Annotated in this window: 12 protein-coding genes and 1 tRNA gene; 5 read left to right on the top strand and 8 right to left on the bottom strand. The window is 49.1% G+C overall.

Annotated features, from left to right (window positions below; translation table 11 throughout):
• Entirely contained in the window at positions 1-495 is a 495-nt protein-coding gene (locus Q1K76_RS02570) for an outer membrane beta-barrel protein (RefSeq protein WP_298663072.1), read from the bottom strand.
• 231 nt (positions 496-726) lie between these two features.
• Between Q1K76_RS02570 and Q1K76_RS02565 the strand changes: the two genes are divergently transcribed.
• Positions 727-1965: a multidrug effflux MFS transporter gene (locus Q1K76_RS02565; protein ID WP_300130814.1), complete on the top strand. Its 1239-nt coding sequence runs from the start codon at positions 727-729 to the stop codon at positions 1963-1965.
• Positions 1966-2104: 139 nt separating this feature from the next.
• Here the strand turns inward: Q1K76_RS02565 and Q1K76_RS02560 are convergent, their stop codons facing one another.
• Positions 2105-2602: a T9SS type A sorting domain-containing protein gene (locus Q1K76_RS02560; RefSeq protein ID WP_300130812.1), complete on the bottom strand. Its 498-nt coding sequence runs from the start codon at positions 2600-2602 to the stop codon at positions 2105-2107.
• A gap of 107 nt (positions 2603-2709) precedes the next feature.
• On the opposite strand from Q1K76_RS02560, the gene Q1K76_RS02555 reads away from it, so the two are divergent.
• Positions 2710-9495, top strand: coding sequence for a leucine-rich repeat domain-containing protein (locus Q1K76_RS02555; RefSeq protein WP_300130809.1), 6786 nt, complete (start codon positions 2710-2712; stop codon positions 9493-9495).
• A gap of 361 nt (positions 9496-9856) precedes the next feature.
• Here Q1K76_RS02555 and Q1K76_RS02550 read toward each other — a convergent pair whose 3' ends face one another.
• The 4 genes from Q1K76_RS02550 to Q1K76_RS02535 all read right to left on the bottom strand — a co-directional run bounded on the left by Q1K76_RS02550 (position 9857) and on the right by Q1K76_RS02535 (position 12742).
• Positions 9857-10471 (bottom strand): flavodoxin family protein, encoded by a 615-nt coding sequence (locus Q1K76_RS02550; RefSeq protein WP_087409016.1) that lies wholly within the window; start codon positions 10469-10471, stop codon positions 9857-9859.
• Positions 10472-10734: 263 nt separating this feature from the next.
• Positions 10735-10810: transfer RNA gene (locus Q1K76_RS02545), tRNA-Pro, on the bottom strand.
• A gap of 116 nt (positions 10811-10926) precedes the next feature.
• Complete coding sequence (aroB, locus tag Q1K76_RS02540) at positions 10927-11985, bottom strand: 3-dehydroquinate synthase (RefSeq protein ID WP_300130806.1); 1059 nt, start codon at positions 11983-11985, stop codon at positions 10927-10929.
• 13 nt (positions 11986-11998) lie between these two features.
• Positions 11999-12742, bottom strand: a complete 744-nt coding sequence (locus Q1K76_RS02535) for an HAD-IA family hydrolase (protein ID WP_087409018.1) — start codon at positions 12740-12742, stop codon at positions 11999-12001.
• A gap of 136 nt (positions 12743-12878) precedes the next feature.
• Here Q1K76_RS02535 and Q1K76_RS02530 point away from each other — a divergent pair, with 136 nt between their 5' ends.
• The 3 genes from Q1K76_RS02530 (at position 12879) to Q1K76_RS02520 (ending at position 17591) form a co-directional block, all read left to right on the top strand.
• The gene (locus tag Q1K76_RS02530) at positions 12879-13685 is read left to right on the top strand and encodes a hypothetical protein (protein WP_300130804.1); all 807 of its coding nucleotides are present in this window, start codon (positions 12879-12881) and stop codon (positions 13683-13685) included.
• A gap of 210 nt (positions 13686-13895) precedes the next feature.
• Positions 13896-16205 (top strand): glycoside hydrolase family 31 protein, encoded by a 2310-nt coding sequence (locus tag Q1K76_RS02525; RefSeq protein WP_300130802.1) that lies wholly within the window; start codon positions 13896-13898, stop codon positions 16203-16205.
• 15 nt (positions 16206-16220) lie between these two features.
• Positions 16221-17591 carry a hypothetical protein gene (locus Q1K76_RS02520; RefSeq protein ID WP_298663653.1) on the top strand — a complete coding sequence of 457 codons (1371 nt, stop codon included), beginning with the start codon at positions 16221-16223 and terminating at the stop codon, positions 17589-17591.
• A gap of 117 nt (positions 17592-17708) precedes the next feature.
• Here Q1K76_RS02520 and Q1K76_RS02515 read toward each other — a convergent pair whose 3' ends face one another.
• Both Q1K76_RS02515 and Q1K76_RS02510 read right to left on the bottom strand, forming a co-directional pair.
• On the bottom strand, positions 17709-19562 hold the full coding sequence (locus tag Q1K76_RS02515) for a T9SS type A sorting domain-containing protein (protein ID WP_300130799.1): 1854 nt from the start codon (positions 19560-19562) through the stop codon (positions 17709-17711).
• A 142-nt stretch (positions 19563-19704) separates the two neighbouring features.
• A complete protein-coding gene (locus Q1K76_RS02510; protein ID WP_300130797.1) occupies positions 19705-21048 on the bottom strand; it encodes a glucose-6-phosphate isomerase in 1344 nt (447 codons plus the stop codon).
• Positions 21049-21057: the final 9 nt, after the last annotated feature.

Below are 21057 nucleotides of genomic sequence, written 5' to 3'. Positions count from 1 at the left end.
TCAGAATTTGTAGCCCAGACCGATGGATATGTTGGCCTGGTGGAACCGGTCGATAAAGATATATTTGCCCTCGATGTGGAGGTCGAGCCGTTGCGAAAGATTCATCTCGAAACCGGCACCGGCATTGATGCCGAATTTGTTGATGGTGTTGGACAGTTCCTTGTCTGTCTGCAGGCCGCTGCCCCGCCAGCTCTGGAAGGTGATACCGGCCAGCGGGTAGAACGAGAAGCGTCCGGCGAAGGGTACCAGGTAGTGAACGTCGCCATTGATCTCGAGGTTGTTGCGCTTGTGGTTCGAAAAGGTATAGTTGACCGAAGGGGCTACCCGCCAGTTCCTGGCAATGGGCAGGTGGATGAAGATACCCCCTTGAGCATTTTCGCTTTCGAACAGGTATCCGGCAGACACACCCAGGCTTTTGGTGTTGTAGGATTGGGCCTGGGCACCCGCTATGGAGAGCAGCATGACTGCCGCTAAAAGTCCTATTATTTTTTTCATCTTCAAAAGTTTGAGCAACAAATATACGGTATCTTTCCGGGAATATGAGCACCGGAAAGGAGAGAATAGGGTTAAATAAAAAAAATTTTTTCACGCATTCTCGCGGGGGGGCGACGGGGCGGGAGTTCTGGATGAAGGGGCAACCTTGAAAAAAGGTTAATAACCGGGTTGTCGGTGTAGAGATGTGGCTACATTCTTGGTAATTTTGTCACGGTTTTTAAAGGTAAAGTTATGAAAGGTAAAAATACAGGCCCCTTTTTATTTGTACTGTTAGGGGCATTGACGGCCTTCGGTCCCTTTGTGACCGACATGTATCTGCCCAGTTTGCCGTCGATGGTGGGCTATTTCAATACGCAGGCTTCGATGGTTCAGTTGGGCCTCACGTCGAGTATGATCGGGTTGGCTTTGGGCCAACTCTTTTTCGGTCCGTTGAGCGACCGCTACGGCCGTCGCTCGCCGCTGCTGGCCGCCATGACACTCTTTATCGTGTCGACGGTGTGCTGTCTGCTATCGACCTCGATCGAGAGCTTCATCTTCTTCCGTCTGATACAGGGTGTGGCCGGAGCCGGCGGTATCGTGGTGTCGCGCTCCATCGCTACCGACCTCTTTACGGGTAAGGATCTGGCCAAGGCGATGGCCATCATCGGAGCCATCAACGGGGTAGCACCTGTCGCTTCGCCGGTGTTGGGCGGATTCCTTACCGACTCGATCGGGTGGAAGGGTATCTTCATGGTGCTTCTGGTTATCGGCTTTTTGCTGTTGCTGGGTAACCTCTATTTCAAGGAGTCGCTGCCGGTCGACCTCCGCAAGCGGGGCAGCGTGAAGGGATTGCTGACCACCTTCGGGACGGTGCTGCGCAACCGGCGGTATCTCTACTATGTGCTGCAGATGGGCTTTGCCATGGGTGTGCTCTTCGCCAATATCTCCTCTTCACCTTTCATCATGCAGCAGCACTACGGCTTTTCGGCTTTCGAGTTCAGCCTCTTTTTCGGCATCAATGCCCTGGCTATCGGGGTGGCTGCCGGGCTGTCGGTGAAATTCAGCAATCCCGAGCACGCCATGTTTGTCGGGTGTGTGGGCATGACTCTGTTGTCGGCCATCGAGTTTGCGGCCCTTGGCCTGGGGTGCAGCTTTGCGGTGTATGAGGCATTGCTCTTCCTGCTGCTCTTTGCGCTGGGACTCACCTTCACGGCCAGCACGACGCTGGCCATGGATTGCGAGCGGGCCAACTCGGGCACGGCTTCGGCCCTCTTCGGGGCTGCCGGGTTCGCTTTCGGCGGCATCGTCTCGCCCCTGGTAGGGTTGGGCGACATTCTCACAACCACGGGGCTCATCTTCTTCGTCTGCTCGCTCTGTTCGCTGGGCTTTGCCGTGTTGGCCTTGCGCCAGACCCACACGGGGCTGTGGCACAGCTTCAAAGTCCGGTTGATTCCGGTTGTGCGGCTGGATTTCCTGCGCCGTTCGAAGTAGCGGGTGTCGCGTTGTAGAATCCTTTGCTATATATAAACTGCAAGGGGTTGTGCCCGATTTCGTATCGGCACAACCCCTTGAGGGTTTTAAGAGAGGCCCGGCCGTCGCACGACGGCCGGATTGCTATTGAAAAAAGTGGTTATCTCTTGATTACCTTCACGGCCTTGCCGTTGTTTACTTTCACGAAGTAGATGCCGCTGGCCAGATCGGCGAGGTCGATCGAAACCGTGTTGGCTCCTACGTTAGCTACTCGCATTACTTGAGCACCGGCTATGTTGTAAACCTCGACAGTCTCTATTTCGGCAGCAGCCGAGATGTGGATGAGACCGGTCGTGGGGTTGGGAGCGATGCGGGTAACGACAGCCGTATTCTCGATGCCGGTGTAGACGCTGTTGAGTACGAGCGACTTCTTGGCCGGGGTGATGCAGCTGTTGTCGGAGGTAGGCATGGCCCATATCGACAGGCGTTCGCCCGAGTTAGAAACGGCGTAGAGGTTACCGGCATAGTCAAACTCGAAGTCGTTGACATAGCCACCCATTTCGGGCATCACAATCTTGAACTCTTCGGTTACTTCGGGGATACCCTCTTTCATCTTGTAGGAGTATATGCCTACGCCACCGTTGACACTCAGAGCCACGAGATCCTTACTGCTTTGCTGAATTAAATACTGAATATTGTTTTACTATTATAAAATTTATTCTTATTTTTGTAAAAAAAAGAGGACAAATTAAAAAATTATATCTTATGCGATATTCGTTAACCCTTATTATCTGTTTGTGCCTTATATTTAAGTTAGAAGCTCAAATAAAAATTGATGAAAAGAACTTTCCGGATGAAAATTTTCGAGTGTACCTTACACAGCGTTATGATTCAGATGGAGATGGAGAATTAAGTGCGAGGCAACTCTCATCAATAACGGTGATTAATAATTATCATGATGAAAATGTTAAAACGCTTGAAGGAATCTCTTTTTTCTATAATTTACAAGAATTGACTTGGAATGGCGTTTTGGAGTCATTGGATGTTAGCGGGTGTAGTTCATTACAGACTTTGGATTGTAACAACAATCAATTGACTAGTTTGAATGTTAGCGGGTGTAGTTCGTTGCAAACTCTGTATTGTAGTTACAACCAATTGGTAAGTTTGGATGTTAGTGGGTGTAGTTCGTTGCAATCTCTGAATTGTAGTTTCAATAACCAATTGGTAAGTTTGGATGTTAACGGGTGTAGTTCATTGCAGACTTTGGATTGTAGGTGTAATCAATTGGTAAGTTTGGATGTTAGCGGGTGTAGTTCATTGCAGACTTTGTATTGTCACAACAATCAATTGACCAGTTTGGATGTTAGTGGATTTGGTTTGTTGCAAACTCTGGAGTGTTATAGTAATCAATTGGTAAGTTTGGATGTTAGCGGGTGTAGTTCATTGCAGACTTTGAATTGTACCAACAATCAATTGACCAGTTTGGATGTTAGCGGATTTGGTATATTGCAAACCTTGAATTGTACCAACAATCAATTGACTCGTTTGGATGTTAGCGGGTGTAGTTCATTGCAAACTCTGGAGTGTAATTATAATCGGCTTCGAGATATTAATGTAAGAGATTGTTTATTGTTAGAATATTTGAGGTGCGGTAGGAATCAATTATTAGGATTGGATTTGAGTAATAATTCATTATTAAAAGTAGCAGGAGAGGGATCATATAATAGCGTTATTTCTGAAATAGAGTTTGTTAATGGCATAGATTTGGTCGATTATAATTTTGATGCATCGAAAGTGTCGGAGTTAGAAAATGCAAGGATAGAAGAAAATTTATTAATAGGGACCGGTGAACAAATAACATATAAATACAATACTGGCTATCAGGGAGATAATCAATATATAAAAAATATTTCTGTAACAATAGATAATACTCTTTTTGATAGAGGGAAGCTCCCTTGGTATGCCACTAAAGATCAGTTTCACGATATTGATGGAGATGGTATAAAAGAATTTATAGATGGCTATACAAGTGTATATAAATGGGCTGATAATGAAATTGTGGATACAAAAGAAGAAATATTACCTGATATAGGAACGTCTGATCAAGTTCAACCAATACACTGGAATAATGATGGGGTGTTGGATTTTTATAAGACTGACCCTAATATGAGTGATGTGTATATGTCTACAAAATTATATATCAGCAAGGATGGAGAGTATGGGTTGTCTCCAGAGGAACTTCCTTTGGATTTCCGGTCGGTGACAGATATTAATAATGATGGGTTAAAAGATTTTTATACGACAAAAGCTGCTGTAGATGGTTATCATGGTCGATATAGTATCTATTATCAGTGTAGAGACGGAAGTTTTTTTGAATCTGACGTAGAATTAGTTTCAGATGCGAAATCAGATTCAACATTTTTACAACAATGGGTCAGGCCATATTATGGGGGGGCTACCTTTATGGGGGGGCTACCTAATTTAAGTGAGGAGATGTTTGTTGGCGGGTCGGGCCCTATGAATAATGAGTCGCAACTAGAGGGGATTGATATAAATAGAGATGGATTTATTGATTTGGTAAGTTCTTCTACTATTTTATATAATATGGGGAATGGCTTTTTTGCTGTAGCAAATCAACCAGGTGAGTTTATAATAAAAGATGTTAATGGTGATGCTATATCAGATTTTATATATAATGATGTGGAGTCTGGCAGGGTATACACGCGTATTTATCAAGGAAATGGAGAGTGGAAGGAACAAACATTGATTTCAGATATTGAATTATCCAAGATTTTTTGCTATGATTTCGATAAAGATGAAGATATTGATATTTTATTGACATTTGATTATAATCAAGATTTTCAATATTCATTTCTTGTACTTTGTGAAAATGATGGAACAGGGAATTTTATTATTCACGAGAATGCTTATGAGACTATGTGGTCTTTTTTAGACTGTATAGATATTGATAATGATGGGAGGTTTGAAATATTGGCGGATGTTGAAGATGGGTTATACCTGTTCGATAATATTCAAATGAGCCAAATAGAAGAACCCCAAGAGTCTTTGGTAGAGGGTATTAGAACTACTAGTGGCTCTTTGTTCTTGGATGTAGATAATGACGGCTATTATGAATTATTATTCCCTTACTTCCCTCCATTTTCAATAAATGAAGTACCTCGGTATAGTAATATTACAAGTAATCAGTCTCCATTAAAAATGAATGCACCCACCATATTGTTTAGTGAAGGGGCTGGAATGTTGAAAATTTCTTGGGATAGGGGTGTTGATAATGAGAGTTCTTCAATTGATTTAACATATGCTCTACGTATTGGAAGTCAATCGGGTAAAGATGATTTCTATTTTTCAGATGCAGATGTTGATGGAAGTCGGCGTAGTTGTAGCCTTGGAAATATGGGATCTAACTTGGAAACTGTTGTTGATGTAAGCCAGTGGGAACAAGGTGACTATTATATATCTGTACAGGCTATAGATCCTATGGGAAGGGGCTCTGTGTGGTCGGATGAGATAGTCTATCATCATGATTGGGTGAAGAAGGATTTTTCTCTATCGTCAAGTTCTTTAGAACCGACTGATAGTTTAGTCTTGACCATATCGCCTCGGTTCGATTTGTATAATTATGAATGGAATATTGAAAATGGACATATAGTAAAAGAGTCTGTAGATAAAAGTCGATATTATGTCTTATTTGATAGTGCCGGAGAGAAAAAGGTAACTTTGTCAATGACAAATAAGGAGACAGGAGAGGGCTTTACCATAAGTAAAATGGTAACATTAAAGAATTGTGGGTTTGTGTATAGCTCTTCAAAATGGTATAATGATTTATTTGATATAGACGGGAATGGTAGTTTAGATGTCATGGATTCTGGAGGATTGTATGTTAATGACGGGATGGGAAATTTTTCAAAATTACCTTCGATCTTTAATTCTAATCTTGAAATAAATCGATTGATTTCAACAGTCGATTATGACATGGATGGAGACTTGGATATAATCGTCAATTCTAATAAAGGTAATTTAATTCAAAATAATGGACCGAGGTCTTTTGAGGGGAAAGATGTTGATACATTTTTATCTTCAAATTTAGTCGATTTGGACAATGATGGATATATGGAGTGTTCTGATGGGGTTAATCGAATTCTATTTAATTCGGGAGATAATATGAATTATGAGACATTTGATAGGTCAGATTGGGGTGATGAATCTAAATATTTTGTAGATGTAAATAATGATGGGTTTTACGATATATTATGGGAGCCAGAACGTGAAGATTATATTATATTATTAGAGAATAAGGGAAACAGAACCTTCCATCAAAGGGAATTGAGTATGGAGAAGTATGGCTCAGTTATATTACGTGGAGTGGCAGATATTAATAATGATGGGTATGTTGATTTAATTATATATCAAAATGAGTATGTGATGACGATAGTTCTTGGGTCGGAGGATTATATTTATGATCAATCATTTTCTTATTTGTTGCCAGAGCCTTGTTCTTTTAGTACAGTGTTTGATATGAACAATGACGGAACTCTTGATATTGTGATGAGAGAAGACGGAGGGTATGGATATATTGTTTATCTAAAGGATGATATGTCATATGAGATAGAACGGTATGAATCGTTACCCACTGATGAAAATATACGGGATATCAATTGTGATAGCGTGCCTGATTTTGGTCGATATCTTATGAAGTCTAATTTGAAAAATGAACTGCCAGAAGCTCCTCAAAATATCAGGATGACACAGAAAGAGGATTGTATTGTACTTGAATGGGATGCAGCCAAAGATAAGGAGACTCCTGTTAATAAAATAGGATATAATATCAGTCTTAAAAAGAAAGGGGCAAGTGGAAACTCTGCTTATATTCTTTCTCCTCAGGTAGGTTTTGGCTCTAATTATGTATATTTTAAAGGTAAGGGCAATGTAGTTTTTGGAGCAGGACAATTGCCATATTGTACATACGCCACACGAAAAGAAGTTCCTATACGGCGTTTTGAAGCAGGAGTGGAATATGAGGTTCAGATACAATCTGTTGATTTATGGGGCGCTGTTTCGCCGATGTCTCAAAGTTATACATTTATAGTAGAAAACGATTTATATATAAAAAGTAATAGCGAAGTAGGGGTAAATAAGATTATAGAATTAACATGTGAAGGACCTGTTCAGGACTGGAACAATATTTCGGTCGATCTAGATGGAGGAACTTTAGTTTCTCAATCACAAAATGTACTTGAGGTTTCTTGGAATGTACCCGGAACTAAAAATATTACAATAAATACAAATAATGTAACTGTACAAAAAACGATTATAGTTCGAGACCGTCCTGATATGACTTTTGAATTCCCAGATTCGGGATACGCTGGGGTTGAATATGAATTAGCATTGCCACAACCTTTTGTCGATGCGTTGTCCCAGAAAAGAGAAATTAGCTCTTCTGATGAACAGTTGATTGTAAAACAACAAAATGATAGGCAACGGATAACAGTTATATTCTCAACCCCGGGAAGTCAATGGATAGAGCTGAAAGTTAGGGATGAATTGTTTGGAGATTTGTCATATAAAGCTGAAATAGAAATCCGAGATAAGATACCAGTGCCTGAGATTTCATTGGTCAAAGTCGATCAAGAAAGCGGTAAAAATATGGTTCTTTGGACTACTGAAGAACTACCAGGTTATATTGATAGAGTAAATGTTTATAAGGAAGGTCCTGTATATAATCAATTTGATTATATAGGTAGTGCTAATCCTATTGATGGAGGATTTATAGATGTTTTATCTAATCCACAAGTCTCTTCTAATCGCTATCAATTACGCTATCAAACAAGTGATGGTTGTGAAGGTGGTGGCTCGAAACCTCATTCGGGTATTCATTTGATGTTGAATCATAGTGTTGGTTCTGGAATAAACTTGATGTGGAATCAATATGAGGGTGGTATGATTGAGTCATTTGTAATTCTTCGTGGACAAACGAAAGATGCTATGGAAGAAATTGCACAAGTCTCAGGATCTGTCTATTCATATACAGATATGACCGCAGGAAATGATGCTTATTATTATGCCCTAAGCTATGATAAGTTGGTGAAAGATGCGAGTGTACCTATATTTATGAAATCGGAGAATAATATGTATAGGGGAGGAATGTCGAATGTCGTGTCAACACAAGATGCATATGATATTGTATTAGCAGAACAGATAAATATTGTGGCTTTGGAAAAGGATATTAAGTTGACACCGGAACAATTGGAATTACATTTTAATGCAGAATTATTCCCGATTGATGCGGATATTCGCAATGTACAATGGCAAATAATGGAGGGTTCTGATTTAGCTGAAATTAACCAGAATGGATTACTTGTTTCGAAAGGTCAGGGAAATGGCAAGATTGTAGTCCGAGCTACTACGAAGGATGGTTCTAATGTTTATGCTGAAGTTGTTGTTCTAAAAGAAGGATTTATTATTTATCCGGAAAGAGTGGATATTATTTCAGAAGGAAATAAGATGGAGTTGACTCCTGAGCAACAGAGTTTACAGCTTTCTGCCGTAGTGTCTCCGGATGGGGCTCCCCAAGCAGTGGAGTGGTCGATAGTTGAAGGAGAGGATTTAGCCTCTATTTCGCAAGATGGTTTATTGACAACCATGGGCATCGAAAATGGTACAATTGTAGTTCGAGCTGAAGTAGCAGGATATCCTGATATATACAATTTATTTACAGTAGAGAAGAAGAACTTTATTGTTTATATAAACATTATTTCAGAAGGGAATAAGGCGGAGTTAACTCCTGAACAACAGAGTTTGCAACTTTCCGCTGTAGTATCTCCAGATGAGGCTCCCCAAACAGTGGAGTGGTCGATAGTTGAAGGAGAGGATTTAGCCTCTATTTCACAAGATGGTCTGTTGACTGCCGTAGGTGTTGAAAATGGCACGATTGTGGTTCGAGCTGAAGTAACGGGGTATCCTGATATATACGATTTATTTACAGTAGAGAAAAGAGGATTCATTATTTATCCGGAGCGTGTAATTATTGAGTCGGAGAATGGAGTAGAGGAGTTGACTCCAGAGAATCCTACATTGCAGTTAATAGCGACAGTGTACCCGCTGAACGCTTCTCAGTTGGTAGAATGGAATATTATATCAGGTTCAGGTCTTGCTACTTTGTCTGATTCAGGATTGCTGGAATCAGTCGGATTTGATAATGGTACTATTAAAGTTATGGCTGTTTCTACTTCCGATTATTCAGTATATGATGAATTAGAAATTGAAAAGCATTTCTTTTCTGGAATTGAAGATGCAGAATTTCTAAATTTGAGATGTTGGGTGAAATCAAATTTGTATGTTACAGGATTTCCTATAGATGTTGAAACAACTTTCTATATTATTGGAATGGATGGAGTAAAACTGCATGTAGAGAAACATAAGGGAGAAGATCTGGTTTGTATCAATATTCAAAATTTATCAAAAGGTATTTATATGTTGGCTGTTGAGTATGATGATAAAATTGAAATTCTAAAGTTTGTAAGATCTGAATAAACTTTAATTAAATTTTAAACAATTAAGCCCTAAAAGTCGGAATACAGCCTTTTAGGGCTTAATATTTTAAGAAAGTGTTTGATATATATGCAGTATTATTTGTTATAAGACTAGGAATTATTTGGGGTTGCACTATAAGTCGTTAATTAACAGATAGATGTATTAGTCTATTGGATGAGGTTGAGATGATGTAATTTGGAAAGTTAAAAAGAGAGCCCGGAATCTTGCCCGGGTGTTCAGGCAAAGTTCCGGACTCTTGGCTCTATCGGTTACAGGTTGCAAGAGGGGTGTTGACACATTCGCGCTACTTATTATAATATAATGTAGCAGGCCCCTGCTGGAACCGGTAAGGAAAAATCTATTATCGGATGAAATGGGTAGGGGTCCACGGTTCTTGCTCGGGGATAGGCTCTCCTCCCTGCTTCAGATTTTTCAACATCCACGCCATGTTGCGGCCCAAGGTGCGCATGGTTTGCAGCCCCTCGATGTCTTGCGAGGCCTCGCCCGGAGTGCGGCCGTGCACGCTGTTCCAGTATTGCGACGAGACTACCGGCATGTTGTTGATGGTAAAATATTTGTTCAGCCGGTCGAAGGTGGCGCTGGCTCCTCCGCGGCGGCACACGGCAACCGCGGCTGCCGGCTTGTAGGCCAGCAATGATCCGGCGGAGTAGAACAGGCGGTCGAGCAATGCGCACAGCGAACCGTTAGGACCGGCATAATAGACCGGCGACCCTATCACGATGCCGTCGGCACCCTCCAGCTGTTCTCTCACCCGGTTGTACAATTCGTCATTGAATACGCACCGGCCCAACTCTCTACAGCGTCCGCAGGCGATGCACCCTTGAACCGCCTTGGCGCCGATGGATACGATTTCGGTTTCGATACCATTGGCTTCCAAAGTCTTGGCTACTTCCGACAAGGCAATGAAGGTATTCCCCTCTTTATGGGGGCTTCCGTTAATCAGTAAAACTTTCATAGTGTTTGTTTTTAGCTCTACAAAAATAACTCTTTTGCGCCTGTTTCGAAATAGATAGATTGTGGATAGTTGTACCCGCATATGAATGTTTTGCATTTCTACCGGTCTTTGCCAATTGCAATCAAAAGTAGGAGTAGGATATGAATTTCAGAGTATCGGTGTTGTTCCCTTCCCCCTTATGCAGCCCTCCCGCGGGGTGCGGGTTAGGCGTGGATAAAAAGAAAAGGCTCGATAATCAAGTGATTATCAAGCCTTTCATTCAGTCGGGGTGACAAGATTCGAACTTGCGACCACACGCCCCCCAGACGCGTACTCTAAACCGGGCTGAGCTACACCCCGCTGATTTGGTGATGCAAAAGTAGCTCTATTTTTTACAATGACAAAATTTTTGTGGACTTTTTTTGCAACTTTTTTTGCTATTTCTCATAACTGATTGTAAATGAGAGTAGATAAATTTATAATTTAAACAGGTCGCGATAGAGGTCGAAGGCAACAAATATCTCTTCCTTGTCGGCATGCTGGTCGATAACGGGGTGACCGATGGCCTGCAAGAGGGTAAAGTTGATGTGTCCGGCCTCGTTTTTCTTGTCGTGGGTCATCAGTTCGTAGAGGGTTTCGTAGTCTTTGCAGGTGATGGCAAAGGCTCCGTAGTGGCGGTAGATGTATTGGGCCAGGCCGGTGATGAGGTCGGAAGGGAATTGCAGGTAGTGGTGCGAGAGCAGCAGCTCGCACACGAGTCCCCAGGCTACGGCATAGCCGTGGGGGATGGGCGTACCCCGTCGGTGCGACAGGCTCTCGAAGGCATGTCCTACGGTGTGCCCCAGGTTGAGGGCTTTGCGTATGCCGGTCTCGAGGGGGTCTTGGGCAACGATGCGTTGTTTTACTTGCACCGACTCTTCGAGCAACCGGAGCAGACGGTCCCAGTCGGGGGTCGCGAGGTCGAAGTCGAGCAGGGCCCGGTAGGATTCCGGGCTGTCGATGAGGGCATGCTTCAGCATCTCGGCATAGCCCGAGAGCAGCTCTTCGTGGGGCAGGGTGTGGAAGAACCGGGTGGAGATGATTACGGTATCGGCCGGACGGAAGACGCCGATTTCGTTTTTCAGTCCGTTGAAGTTGACTCCGGTCTTTCCCCCTACGGCCGCATCGACGGCGCCCAGCAGGGTAGTGGGCATGTTGATAAACCGGATGCCCCGTTTGAAGCAGGCGGCGGCAAATCCGCCCAGGTCGGTGACCATACCCCCGCCCAGGTTCACGAGTAGCGACTTGCGGCTGGCCCCGTGACGGCTCAGCTCGTCCCACACGTGGGCGAGAGCCTCGAGGGTCTTGTGGGTATCGCCCGCCTCGATGTCGATGTAGCGGGTCGATGGGGGGAGCGACTCGGCCACCAGGGGCAACGACAGGGCCCGGGTGTGGGTGTCGCAGAGGACAAAGAGGTTGTCGGGGGCGATGCGTTCGATTTCACGAGTGAGTGCCTCGCCGGGTTGTGCGGTAAATATCAGTTTTTGCGGCTCCATAGGGCAAAGGGGGTTATCGGTTGGTGGTACGCAGGATTTCGATGAGGTGGTCTACCCGGTCGGCAAAGTCGGGCATGGAGGGGTACACCAGGTCGGCACCGGCCTCGGTGAGGGCCTGGGCCTCGATGGGTCCGGTATCGACGGCTACGGTGAATACCCGGGCGGCAGCACCGGCCGTGACACCCAACGGGGCGTTTTCGATGACAATGGCCTCGTTGGCCTTGACGCCGGCCTTGGTCAGCCCCATCAAGTAGGGCTCGGGGTTGGGTTTGCCTATCTTCACATCGAAGGCCGTCACCTTGCAATCGGGGGCAAATACCCCGGGATAGTCACGGTCGAGGCGGTCGAGCAGCGAGCTCTGTCCCGACCCGGTGACGAGCACGGGGCGTATGCCGTTGGCCAGGAGGCGTTGCAGCATGCGGTCGGCACCCGGCATGGGGACAATTTCGGGCAGTTCGGCAAAGATTCTCTTCTTGATGTCGTAGATGCGGGCGCACTCCTCGTCGGAGAGATGCCGGTCGAATTGCTTCTCGAACAGGCAGCGTATGGTGCTGCTGCTCGTCCGGCCTTCGTGGAGGTAGAACTCGTCGCGGGTGCAGCGGATGCCCATGGGCGTGAGGGTGCGATACCAGGCCTCGACGTGATTTTTCATCGAGTCGTAGAGCACGCCGTCCATGTCGATGAGGGCGGCCTTGGGGTCGATGCACGCGGCGTTATGTTTGATCAGGTAGTTTTGGATAGCTTCAATTTCGCACATCTTCTATCGGTAGTTTGTTTATACAAAAATAGAGTTTTTGAAATAATTTGCCAAAGAGGAAATTTGTGAATGCTTCGATTTATCTTTTGATTATAAAATAGCATTCACTATTTTTGTGAAAAATTATAGTTGAGATATGAAGACAGTTATCAGGAAATGGTTCCCGGCTTGTGCATTGAGCGTGCTTCTGTGTGCTTGCGGGAGCAACGTAGCCGACGGCGACTATGCCGGCGCGTTCAAAGAGTATGTAAAATCGGAACTGAAAGCCGGTACGTGGGTTTTGTCGGCCGATGAGGGGTTGACCCCCGACCAGGTCGATTCGATTCAGGTCGAGGCCCTGCACGAGGTGACTATTGCCGACAGCCTCCGGGCCGGTCGTCAAGCGGCAATCGATACCTATGTATCTACCGAGCAACAGTTGAAATACGAGATGGAGGTGGCCGAGCACAACTACAAGCTCGACGAGAACAGCCAGTTTGCCCGCCGGGCCGACTATGCCCGCAAACTGCAGGAGGCCCAGCGTGCCCACGGCAACGACCGCAACTATGCCTCGAAAATCGAGGGCTACAAGGTGGCCATGGAGCGCCTGCCCGAGAATCACGAGGCCTATGTGAAATTCGACAAGGACCGCGACTTCTCCTACATCCGTAAATACGAAGAGGCCAAGGCGGCTTACGACCAGTTTGTGGGCGTGAACGTCGAGGACTATATCGGGTCGTACGAGTCGCTGGCTCAGTATGCCGGTCGCGATACGGCCGAGGTGTTGGGCACCGTGGCCCGGGTGGAGTTTATCACCCCCGACGGTTATCAGTCGGCCGTGGTGCTGTTTAACGAAAAACCGACCTTTGTCAAAGCTATCCTTACCGATTCTGAAGCGTTGGAAGACGACGATACGGTGGGCGATGCCGCAGAGTATGACGCCGAGCTGGAGTCGGAAGATTGACGCTCGCCGTTGCCGATAACGCATTGTAACAGCATGTACCGAGGCTACCCCTTCGCGGGGGTGGCCTCTTCTTTTTCTATTTATTTTTATTCTCTTTGAGTCTGTTAGGCTACACGGCGAAATTTTTTCAAAAGGCCTATAAGGGTTGGTTGCCTTTTTTTTGTCATAAAAGTGTAATGACCTTAAACATCTATTTAAATTTATAGATTCATGAATCACATTAAAAAAATGCTCCTAAGTGCCGCCACTCTTCTGCTCTCGTTCGGAGGCTGGGCACAAAACAATCCGGTAGCCAACGAGGCCGCCATTGTCCAATCGGGAAACATGCGTTTCACGGTGTTGACTCCCGAAATGATTCGTATCGAATACAGCGAAAAGAAACAGTTCGAAGATCGGGCTTCGTTTGTGGTCATCAACCGTAACTTGCCGGTACCCCGTTTCACGCAAGAAGAGCGTGACGGTTACCTCTATATCACGACCGACAAGCTGGAGCTGCAGTACAAGTTGGGTACCTACCCGGTGAACAATGACCGTTGCGACCACAACCTGCAGATAGCCTTCGAGGTGAATGGTGCCGAAGAGGTGTGGTATCCCGGGAAAGAGGACCCCTATAACCTGAAAGGTACCACCCGTACCCTCGACAATGCCGAGGGCGATGTGCGCGAATGGCTCGAGAACGGTTTGCTGTCGCGGTCGGGCTGGGCGGTAATCGACGAGCGCGAGCCCCGCAAGGATGGCAGCCTGAGCCTGATGTTCGAGAAAGACCCCGACGGGGGTATGGACTGGGTGGCCCAACGCAAAGACCCCAACTCGCTGGACCTGTATTTCATGGGCTACGGTCACGACTACAAGCGGGCTTTGTACGATTTCACCCGCATTGCCGGTAAAATGCCGTTGCCCCCGCTCTACGTCTTTGGCTACTGGTATTCGAAATATCAACGCTATACCGAGCAGGACATGCGGGATATTGTGAACGACATCCGCTCGCGCGACATCCCCATGGATGTGCTCGTCATCGATATGGACTGGCACCGCAACGGCAAGACCGGCGATACCAACGGTACCGAGTGGACCGGCTGGAGCTGGAACAAGGCGCTCTTCCCCGACCCGGCCGGCTTTATCGCCTGGTTGCACGAGCAGCACCTCAACACGACGCTCAACCTGCACCCGGCCGATGGTGTTTTCCCTAAAGAGGATAACTACGAGGCTTTGTATGCCGACTTGTCCAACCGCTATTCCGACATCACGGCCGACAGCCTGACCAATGCCGACGGTACCATCCGCTGGAATATCGAGAACAAGGATTTCTACGAAGCCTTTTTCGAGCACATTCTGCGCCCGCACGAGAATATCGGTGTCGATTTCTGGTGGGTCGACTGGCAACAATGGATGATTGCCCAGAACGAACCCAACCTGGGCAACACCTTCTGGTTGAACCATGTCTTCTTCAACGACAAGAAGCTGCAAGGCAAGGACCGTCCCTTCATCTTCCACCGCTGGGGCGGACTGGGCAACCACCGCTATCCTATCGGATTCTCGGGCGACTCGCATTCGACCTTCTCGTCGTTGGCCTTCCAGCCCTATTTCACCGCTACCGCCTCCAATGTAGGCTATGGCTACTGGAGCCACGACATCGGCGGCCACATTCAAGACTGGCCCAACAACTCCGAGCTCTACCTGCGTTGGATTCAATACGGTGTATTCTCGCCCATCCTGCGCACCCACTCGACGGCTGCCGGCCACATCGAGCGCCGTATCTGGAAATATGAGAACTTCGAGCAGATGCGCGATGCCATCTATCTGCGCTACGCCCTTATCCCCTATATCTATACGATGGCCCGCTGGTCGTACGACACGGGCGTAGGCATCTGCCGCCCCATGTACTACGACTATCCCGAGGCCGACGAGGCCTACCGCTACGAGGGTCAGTACATGTTTGGCAACGACATTCTGGCGGCTCCCATCACGGCTACCGACAACGGTACGAACCAGAGCGAGAAAACCATCTGGCTGCCCGAAGGCAAGTGGTACGAGGTGATGACCGGCCAGGTGCTCGACGGCGGTCGTGTGGTGACGCGCACCTTTACCCGCGACCAGATTCCCTACTACTATCGCGAGGGGGCCATCGTGCCGCTCTACCCGCGCATCATGCACCTGAAGGAGCGCCCCGAAACGCTGATTCTGCAATTTGCTCCGGGTGCCGAGGGTGAGTTCAACTTCTACGAAGATGCCGGCAACAGTGCCGACTACGAAACCGCCTATACCTTTACCCGCATCACCCAGCAGAGCGACGGAGAGAAGACCGTCTGCACCATCTATCCGCGCACCGGCTCGTTCGAGGGCATGCCTCAGTCGCGCTCTTATCGCCTCGAGATTCTGGCTCGCGATGAGGCTCCTGCCCGGGTAACATACGCCGACGGTACGGCTGCCGACTATGAATACGACGCCGAGGGTAAGAAGATTGTCATCTCGGTACCCGCTACGGCTTGCAGCGAAACCATAACCCTCACCGTTGAATAAAAGGAGGAGGCGGTTATGGGAAAAGCAGGTAAATATATAGTTGCTTTTGCCTTGCTGTGGGGCATGTTTCCGGCAGCAGGCGCCGAATGGAAACTCGTGGGCGATACGGCCGAGCTGAAGAGTCCGGTGGTATTCTCGCCGGTGAGCGACAACGCCAATCGGTTTGAGTATGTAGGGCCTATGGTCGAAGATCTCTTCAAGGTAACCGACGGTACTACCCAGTATATTCAGGAGTGTGGCAGCAACAACCCTCTGGGCGACTCCATACCCTTGCGCGAGGCCGACCCCGACGAGCGGGGCATGAGCATCCGCTATGCCGGCAAGACCGATGTATACCGGCTCACCCTTACCGTCGACGGTGAGGAGAAGAGTTTGAAAGCCGAGCGGATAGAGTTGCCGAAGAATCTCTACATCATCGGCGGCCCGTTCAACCGCGAGATTCAGTTCTGGAAATTCCAGGATGCCAAGCAACTCGTTCCCGATACGCAGTATCCCTATATCTTCTACTACAAAGGGGTGATGCGCTACAACGACGAGGGCGACGAGTGCGGCAGCTTCATGTTCATACCGCACTTGACATGGGACGACAAGTATCACCCGGCGCTCACGGGCGACTGCCCGATTGCCGACAAGATAGGTCAACCGCTCGACATGCGGCTGAATGGCGAGGATAACAAATGGAGCATCGCCTCGGACCGCAGCGGCGACGGCTACTACGAAATCAAGGTCGATCTGCTCCACATGACCATGACGGTCGAGAAGTTCGAACCCGACCTGATCGAGGATCCCTTCCCCCTCTCGGTATTTGCCGCAGGTGCCGCCATGCCCTGTGGGTGGGACAACTCGCACCCGATGGTGCTCGACCCCATTGCCGACGGTGTATACCGCTGGCAGGGCGAGGTGCAGGGCGGCGATTTCAAATTCCTGCGCCGGCGGGGTACCTGGGAACGCTGCTATGTGGCCACGACCCGCGACGAGCCGGTTCACCCCGGTGAGGAGCACGACGTAGTCTATGAGTACAACTCGTTTGTCGAGGGCAACGACTACAAGTTTACCGTGGCTGCCACCGACCCGTGTATCATCACGCTCGACCTCAATCGGATGAAGATGCGCGTCGATACCGAGGAGACCATCGGGGGCAGCGGCATCGCTCCCGTCGAGGAGTTGGGCGGCCTCACCTGGTATGCGTGGAACCATACGCTGTCGCTGCACACCACGACTGCAGTGGCTTTGCAGACCCATATATTTGCCCTTGACGGGCGACTGGTTGCCCAGCGCAATTTTGTCGGGAGTACCGATATAACCTTGGCGCGTGGTTGTTATGTGGTCGTGTTGCGCGACGAAAAAGGATTGAATTATGCTAATCTTAAAGTGCTGGTACGCTAATCTGTGCGACCTGTAAACGAGAGGGGCACTGCACGATACAACGGTATCGGTCGGTGCCCCTTCGATTTTTCTGTCAGGTATGTGTCTATCTGTGTGTAGAATTGGCCGGCCGGCGGGTTACGGTACCACCACCTTGAGGGTGTGGTTGCCGCAGCGCAGCAGGTAGAGGCCGGGTTGCAGGTCGAGGGTATTGTCGCCTTCGAGGCCCGGCTGTTGCCGTACCAGTTGCCCTTGCAGGTTATAGACCGTCAAGGGGCACGAGGCTTGCAGGCGTACGACGAGGCCGCCGGGACGGGCCATCACCTTCACTCCGGCGGGGTCGCTCTCGAGATTCTCGACACTGGCCGGGAGGGGAACCTCGGTCAGCGCGGTCCACGACGACTGGTAGAGCTTGCCGTCCGATTCGGCATAGGCACTCATGCGGAAGGCGAAGCGGTCGCCCCACGCCTGGGGCAGGTCGGTGAAGGTATAGCTGTTGATGCGTCGTCCCTCGACGAGCCGGTAGTCGTAGTTGTAGCTGAAGCTGTCGCCCGTGGAGAGGTCCTGGGTGAGGGTGAGTTCGTCGAGATACATCTCTTGCGTATAGTCTCTCTGTCGGAAGTAGATTTCGAGACTGGTCGTCGGGCTGCTGTGGTCGAAGGTAATCGTGACCTCGTTGTAGCCGGGGTGGGAGAGTGTGACGCTCTTTTTCTCGGCATTCCCCGTCTGGTAGTAGTTGTTGAAGTCGACCTGGTCGCCCATGGCTCCGTAGATGCGGGCCTTGGCTGTGTATCCGCCGGTGTTGCTCATGGCGATGGTGGGGGTGGAGATGCTGATACCGCCGAGCATGCCGCCGGTCCAGCAGCCGTAGAAGGCCGACCAGTCGGGCACGGTGGTGTAGTCGTCGTAGTTGGTGCCGCCCATGTCGTCGACCGGTAGCTCTACGGTGCCGCCGGTGAAGGCGTCGAAGTTCTCATAGAGAATCGTCTGTCCCGGCTCGTCGCGTTGGGCCGTGTGGGTATAGACGTTGTAGAGCACATAGCCGTCGGCCCCGATTACGGTGCTCCAGTTGGCGGTATACTGCCCGCCGTGCACTTCGGTAAAGTCGTTGAGGCGGGGCGTTTCGAGGGAGCCGGCAAAGCCGAAGACATCGACGATGTTCGACTCGGCCGAGCGTTCGTTGCCCTGGATGCTCTGCACCGTATAGAAGTAGTCGGTATCGGGTTGCAGACCGCTTACGGGGACCGAAGTGTTTGTGGTCTCCAACCCTTCTATCAGATAGTCGCGTGTCTTGACCATTCCGCCGTAGGTGATGGCTATGTCGTCGATGGCGGTGGGGCTGTTCATGTCGGGAGCCTCGTCGGTGTAGGTGATTTTGAACCGGATGCACCCCACGGGAATTTCGCGGCTATACTCCACGATGCCGCCGGCCGGGTAGTAGATGGTCGAGGTTTCGCCCAGCAGGCTCCACCGGTTGCCGTCGTAACCGTAGGCAGCTACGGTGCCGTTGCCGTTGGCATTCTTGACCCAGAACGAAAACCGTGAAGCGGGAGCCGGCAGGATGGGGGTGACTATCGAGTCGCGCTCGGAATCGAAGGCGAGGGCTATCGTGCCCGAGTGTACCGAGGTGGTGTCGGTGGCGACCGTCGTGGTGTAGAGCTGGCGCACCGAGCCGCCGGTTACGTCGAGGCACCACCCCTCGGGCAGGGTCGACCGGTCGAAGTCGATGTATTTGTTGCGCTTCGATCCCAGCGTGGTGGGGACCAGCCCCTCGAAACTTTCGGTAATCGAGGTCTCGGGGGTACCCGAATCGGCCATTGTGTAGGCAAAAACATTCAGTTGATAGCCCGATGCCGCTTCGACGGGCTGCCAGTTGGCTGTGAACGAGGTGGTGGTCACATCGGTAGCCGGGAGAGCGACGGGAGATTCGATGGCGGCTTGTGTCGCTTGCAGGCCATAAAGCGCCCACAGGAGAGCAATCAGTTTTTTCATAGCTCGAACGAATAAAGTTTACCCCGTAAAGATAGGTAAATATATGGAAAAATGTTACTGAAAAGCTATATAAAGTAAAAGCCCGCCGAAAATCGGCAGGCTTTTGCTTTATAATTGTCACCAGAAGTGCGATGGTCAATGGTCAGATGCGAGCCTGGATGGCTTTGCTCTCCTCTTCGTAGCCGGGTTTGTTGAGCAGGGCGAACATGTTGCGCTTGTAAGCCTCTACGCCCGGTTGGTTGAAGGGGTTCACGCCCAAGATGTAGCCGCTGATACCGCAAGCCTTCTCGAAGAAGTAGATGAGTTGGCCCAGATAGGTTTCGGTGAGTTCGGGAACCACGATTTTGAGGTTGGGCACACCGCCGTCGACGTGGGCGATTTGCGTACCGAGCTCGGCCATCTTGTTCACCTCGTCTACGCGTTTGCCGGCCAGGTAGTTGAGGCCGTCGAGGTTCTCGTGGTCCGAGGGGATGGTAACCGTGTGCTTCATCTGGGCTACCGAGAGCACGGTCTCGAAGATGATGCGTTCGCCCTCTTGAATCCATTGACCCATCGAGTGCAGGTCGGTCGTGAAGTCGACCGAAGCGGGGAAGATGCCCAGGTGGTCCTTACCTTCGCTCTCGCCGTAGAGTTGTTTCCACCACTCGGCAAAGTAGTGCAGTTTGGGGTTGAAGTTGACGAGAATCTCGACCTTCTTGCCGCTCTGGTAGAGGGCGTTGCGGGTAGCGGCATAGATGGCGGCGGGGTTCTGCTCGAAGGGAACCTCTTCGCCACAAGCCTTCTCCATGGCAACGGCACCGGCCACGAGGGCGCGGATGTCGAAGCCCGCGATGGCGATGGGCAGCAGACCTACGGGGGTGAGTACCGAGAAGCGGCCGCCTACGTTGTCGGCGATGACGAAAGTCTTGTAACCCTCGGTGTCGGCCAGTTTGCGCAGGGCACCCTTGTGGGCGTCGGTGATGGCCACGATGCGGTGTTTGGCCTCCTCTTTGCCCACTTGAGCCTCGAGTTGCTCCTTGAGCAGACGGAAGGCGATGGCCGGCTCGGTAGTCGTTCCCGATTTGGAGATAACGACGATGCCGAACGATTTCCCCTTCAGCAAGGTTTGCAGTTCATACAGGTAGTCCTCGCCGATGTTCTGTCCGGCAAAGAGGACAATGGGGTTTTTATGTTCGTGGTGCAGGAACTCGAAGGTATCCGAGAGGGCCTCGATTACGGCTTTGGCACCCAGGTAGCTGCCGCCGATACCGATAACGACTACGATGTCGCAGCGCTCTTTCATCTGTTTGGCTGTGGCTTCGAGGTCGGCCAGATGGGCTTCGGTTATTTCGGAGGGCAGGTGCAGCCAACCCAGAAAGTCGTTACCCTTGCCGGTACCTTTGTGAAGCATTTCGATGCCGTTTGCAGCTTTGTCTTGCAAAGCGAAGACGTCGCTCTTGGATACGGTTCCTAAAGCTTTTTCGATGTTCAATTCGATTGATTTCATAGCTTTGAC

This window comes from uncultured Barnesiella sp. (assembly GCF_946496565.1).
Classification (GTDB): domain Bacteria; phylum Bacteroidota; class Bacteroidia; order Bacteroidales; family Barnesiellaceae; genus Barnesiella; species Barnesiella merdigallinarum.
The sequence above is the reverse complement of the archived record's forward strand: the minus strand, read 5'-3'. Positions and strand labels throughout refer to the sequence as shown.

What these genes read in the sequence shown, in the direction of transcription:
- Q1K76_RS02570 (WP_298663072.1), bottom strand. Translation starts at nt 495, where the DNA reads ATGAAAAAAATAATAGGACTTTTAGCGGCAGTCATGCTGCTCTCCATA.
- Q1K76_RS02565 (WP_300130814.1), top strand. Translation starts at nt 727, where the DNA reads ATGAAAGGTAAAAATACAGGCCCCTTTTTATTTGTACTGTTAGGGGCA.
- Q1K76_RS02555 (WP_300130809.1), top strand. Translation starts at nt 2,710, where the DNA reads ATGCGATATTCGTTAACCCTTATTATCTGTTTGTGCCTTATATTTAAG.
- Q1K76_RS02550 (WP_087409016.1), bottom strand. Translation starts at nt 10,471, where the DNA reads ATGAAAGTTTTACTGATTAACGGAAGCCCCCATAAAGAGGGGAATACC.
- aroB (WP_300130806.1), bottom strand. Translation starts at nt 11,985, where the DNA reads ATGGAGCCGCAAAAACTGATATTTACCGCACAACCCGGCGAGGCACTC.
- Q1K76_RS02535 (WP_087409018.1), bottom strand. Translation starts at nt 12,742, where the DNA reads ATGTGCGAAATTGAAGCTATCCAAAACTACCTGATCAAACATAACGCC.
- Q1K76_RS02530 (WP_300130804.1), top strand. Translation starts at nt 12,879, where the DNA reads ATGAAGACAGTTATCAGGAAATGGTTCCCGGCTTGTGCATTGAGCGTG.
- Q1K76_RS02525 (WP_300130802.1), top strand. Translation starts at nt 13,896, where the DNA reads ATGAATCACATTAAAAAAATGCTCCTAAGTGCCGCCACTCTTCTGCTC.
- Q1K76_RS02520 (WP_298663653.1), top strand. Translation starts at nt 16,221, where the DNA reads ATGGGAAAAGCAGGTAAATATATAGTTGCTTTTGCCTTGCTGTGGGGC.
- Q1K76_RS02515 (WP_300130799.1), bottom strand. Translation starts at nt 19,562, where the DNA reads ATGAAAAAACTGATTGCTCTCCTGTGGGCGCTTTATGGCCTGCAAGCG.
- Q1K76_RS02510 (WP_300130797.1), bottom strand. Translation starts at nt 21,048, where the DNA reads ATGAAATCAATCGAATTGAACATCGAAAAAGCTTTAGGAACCGTATCC.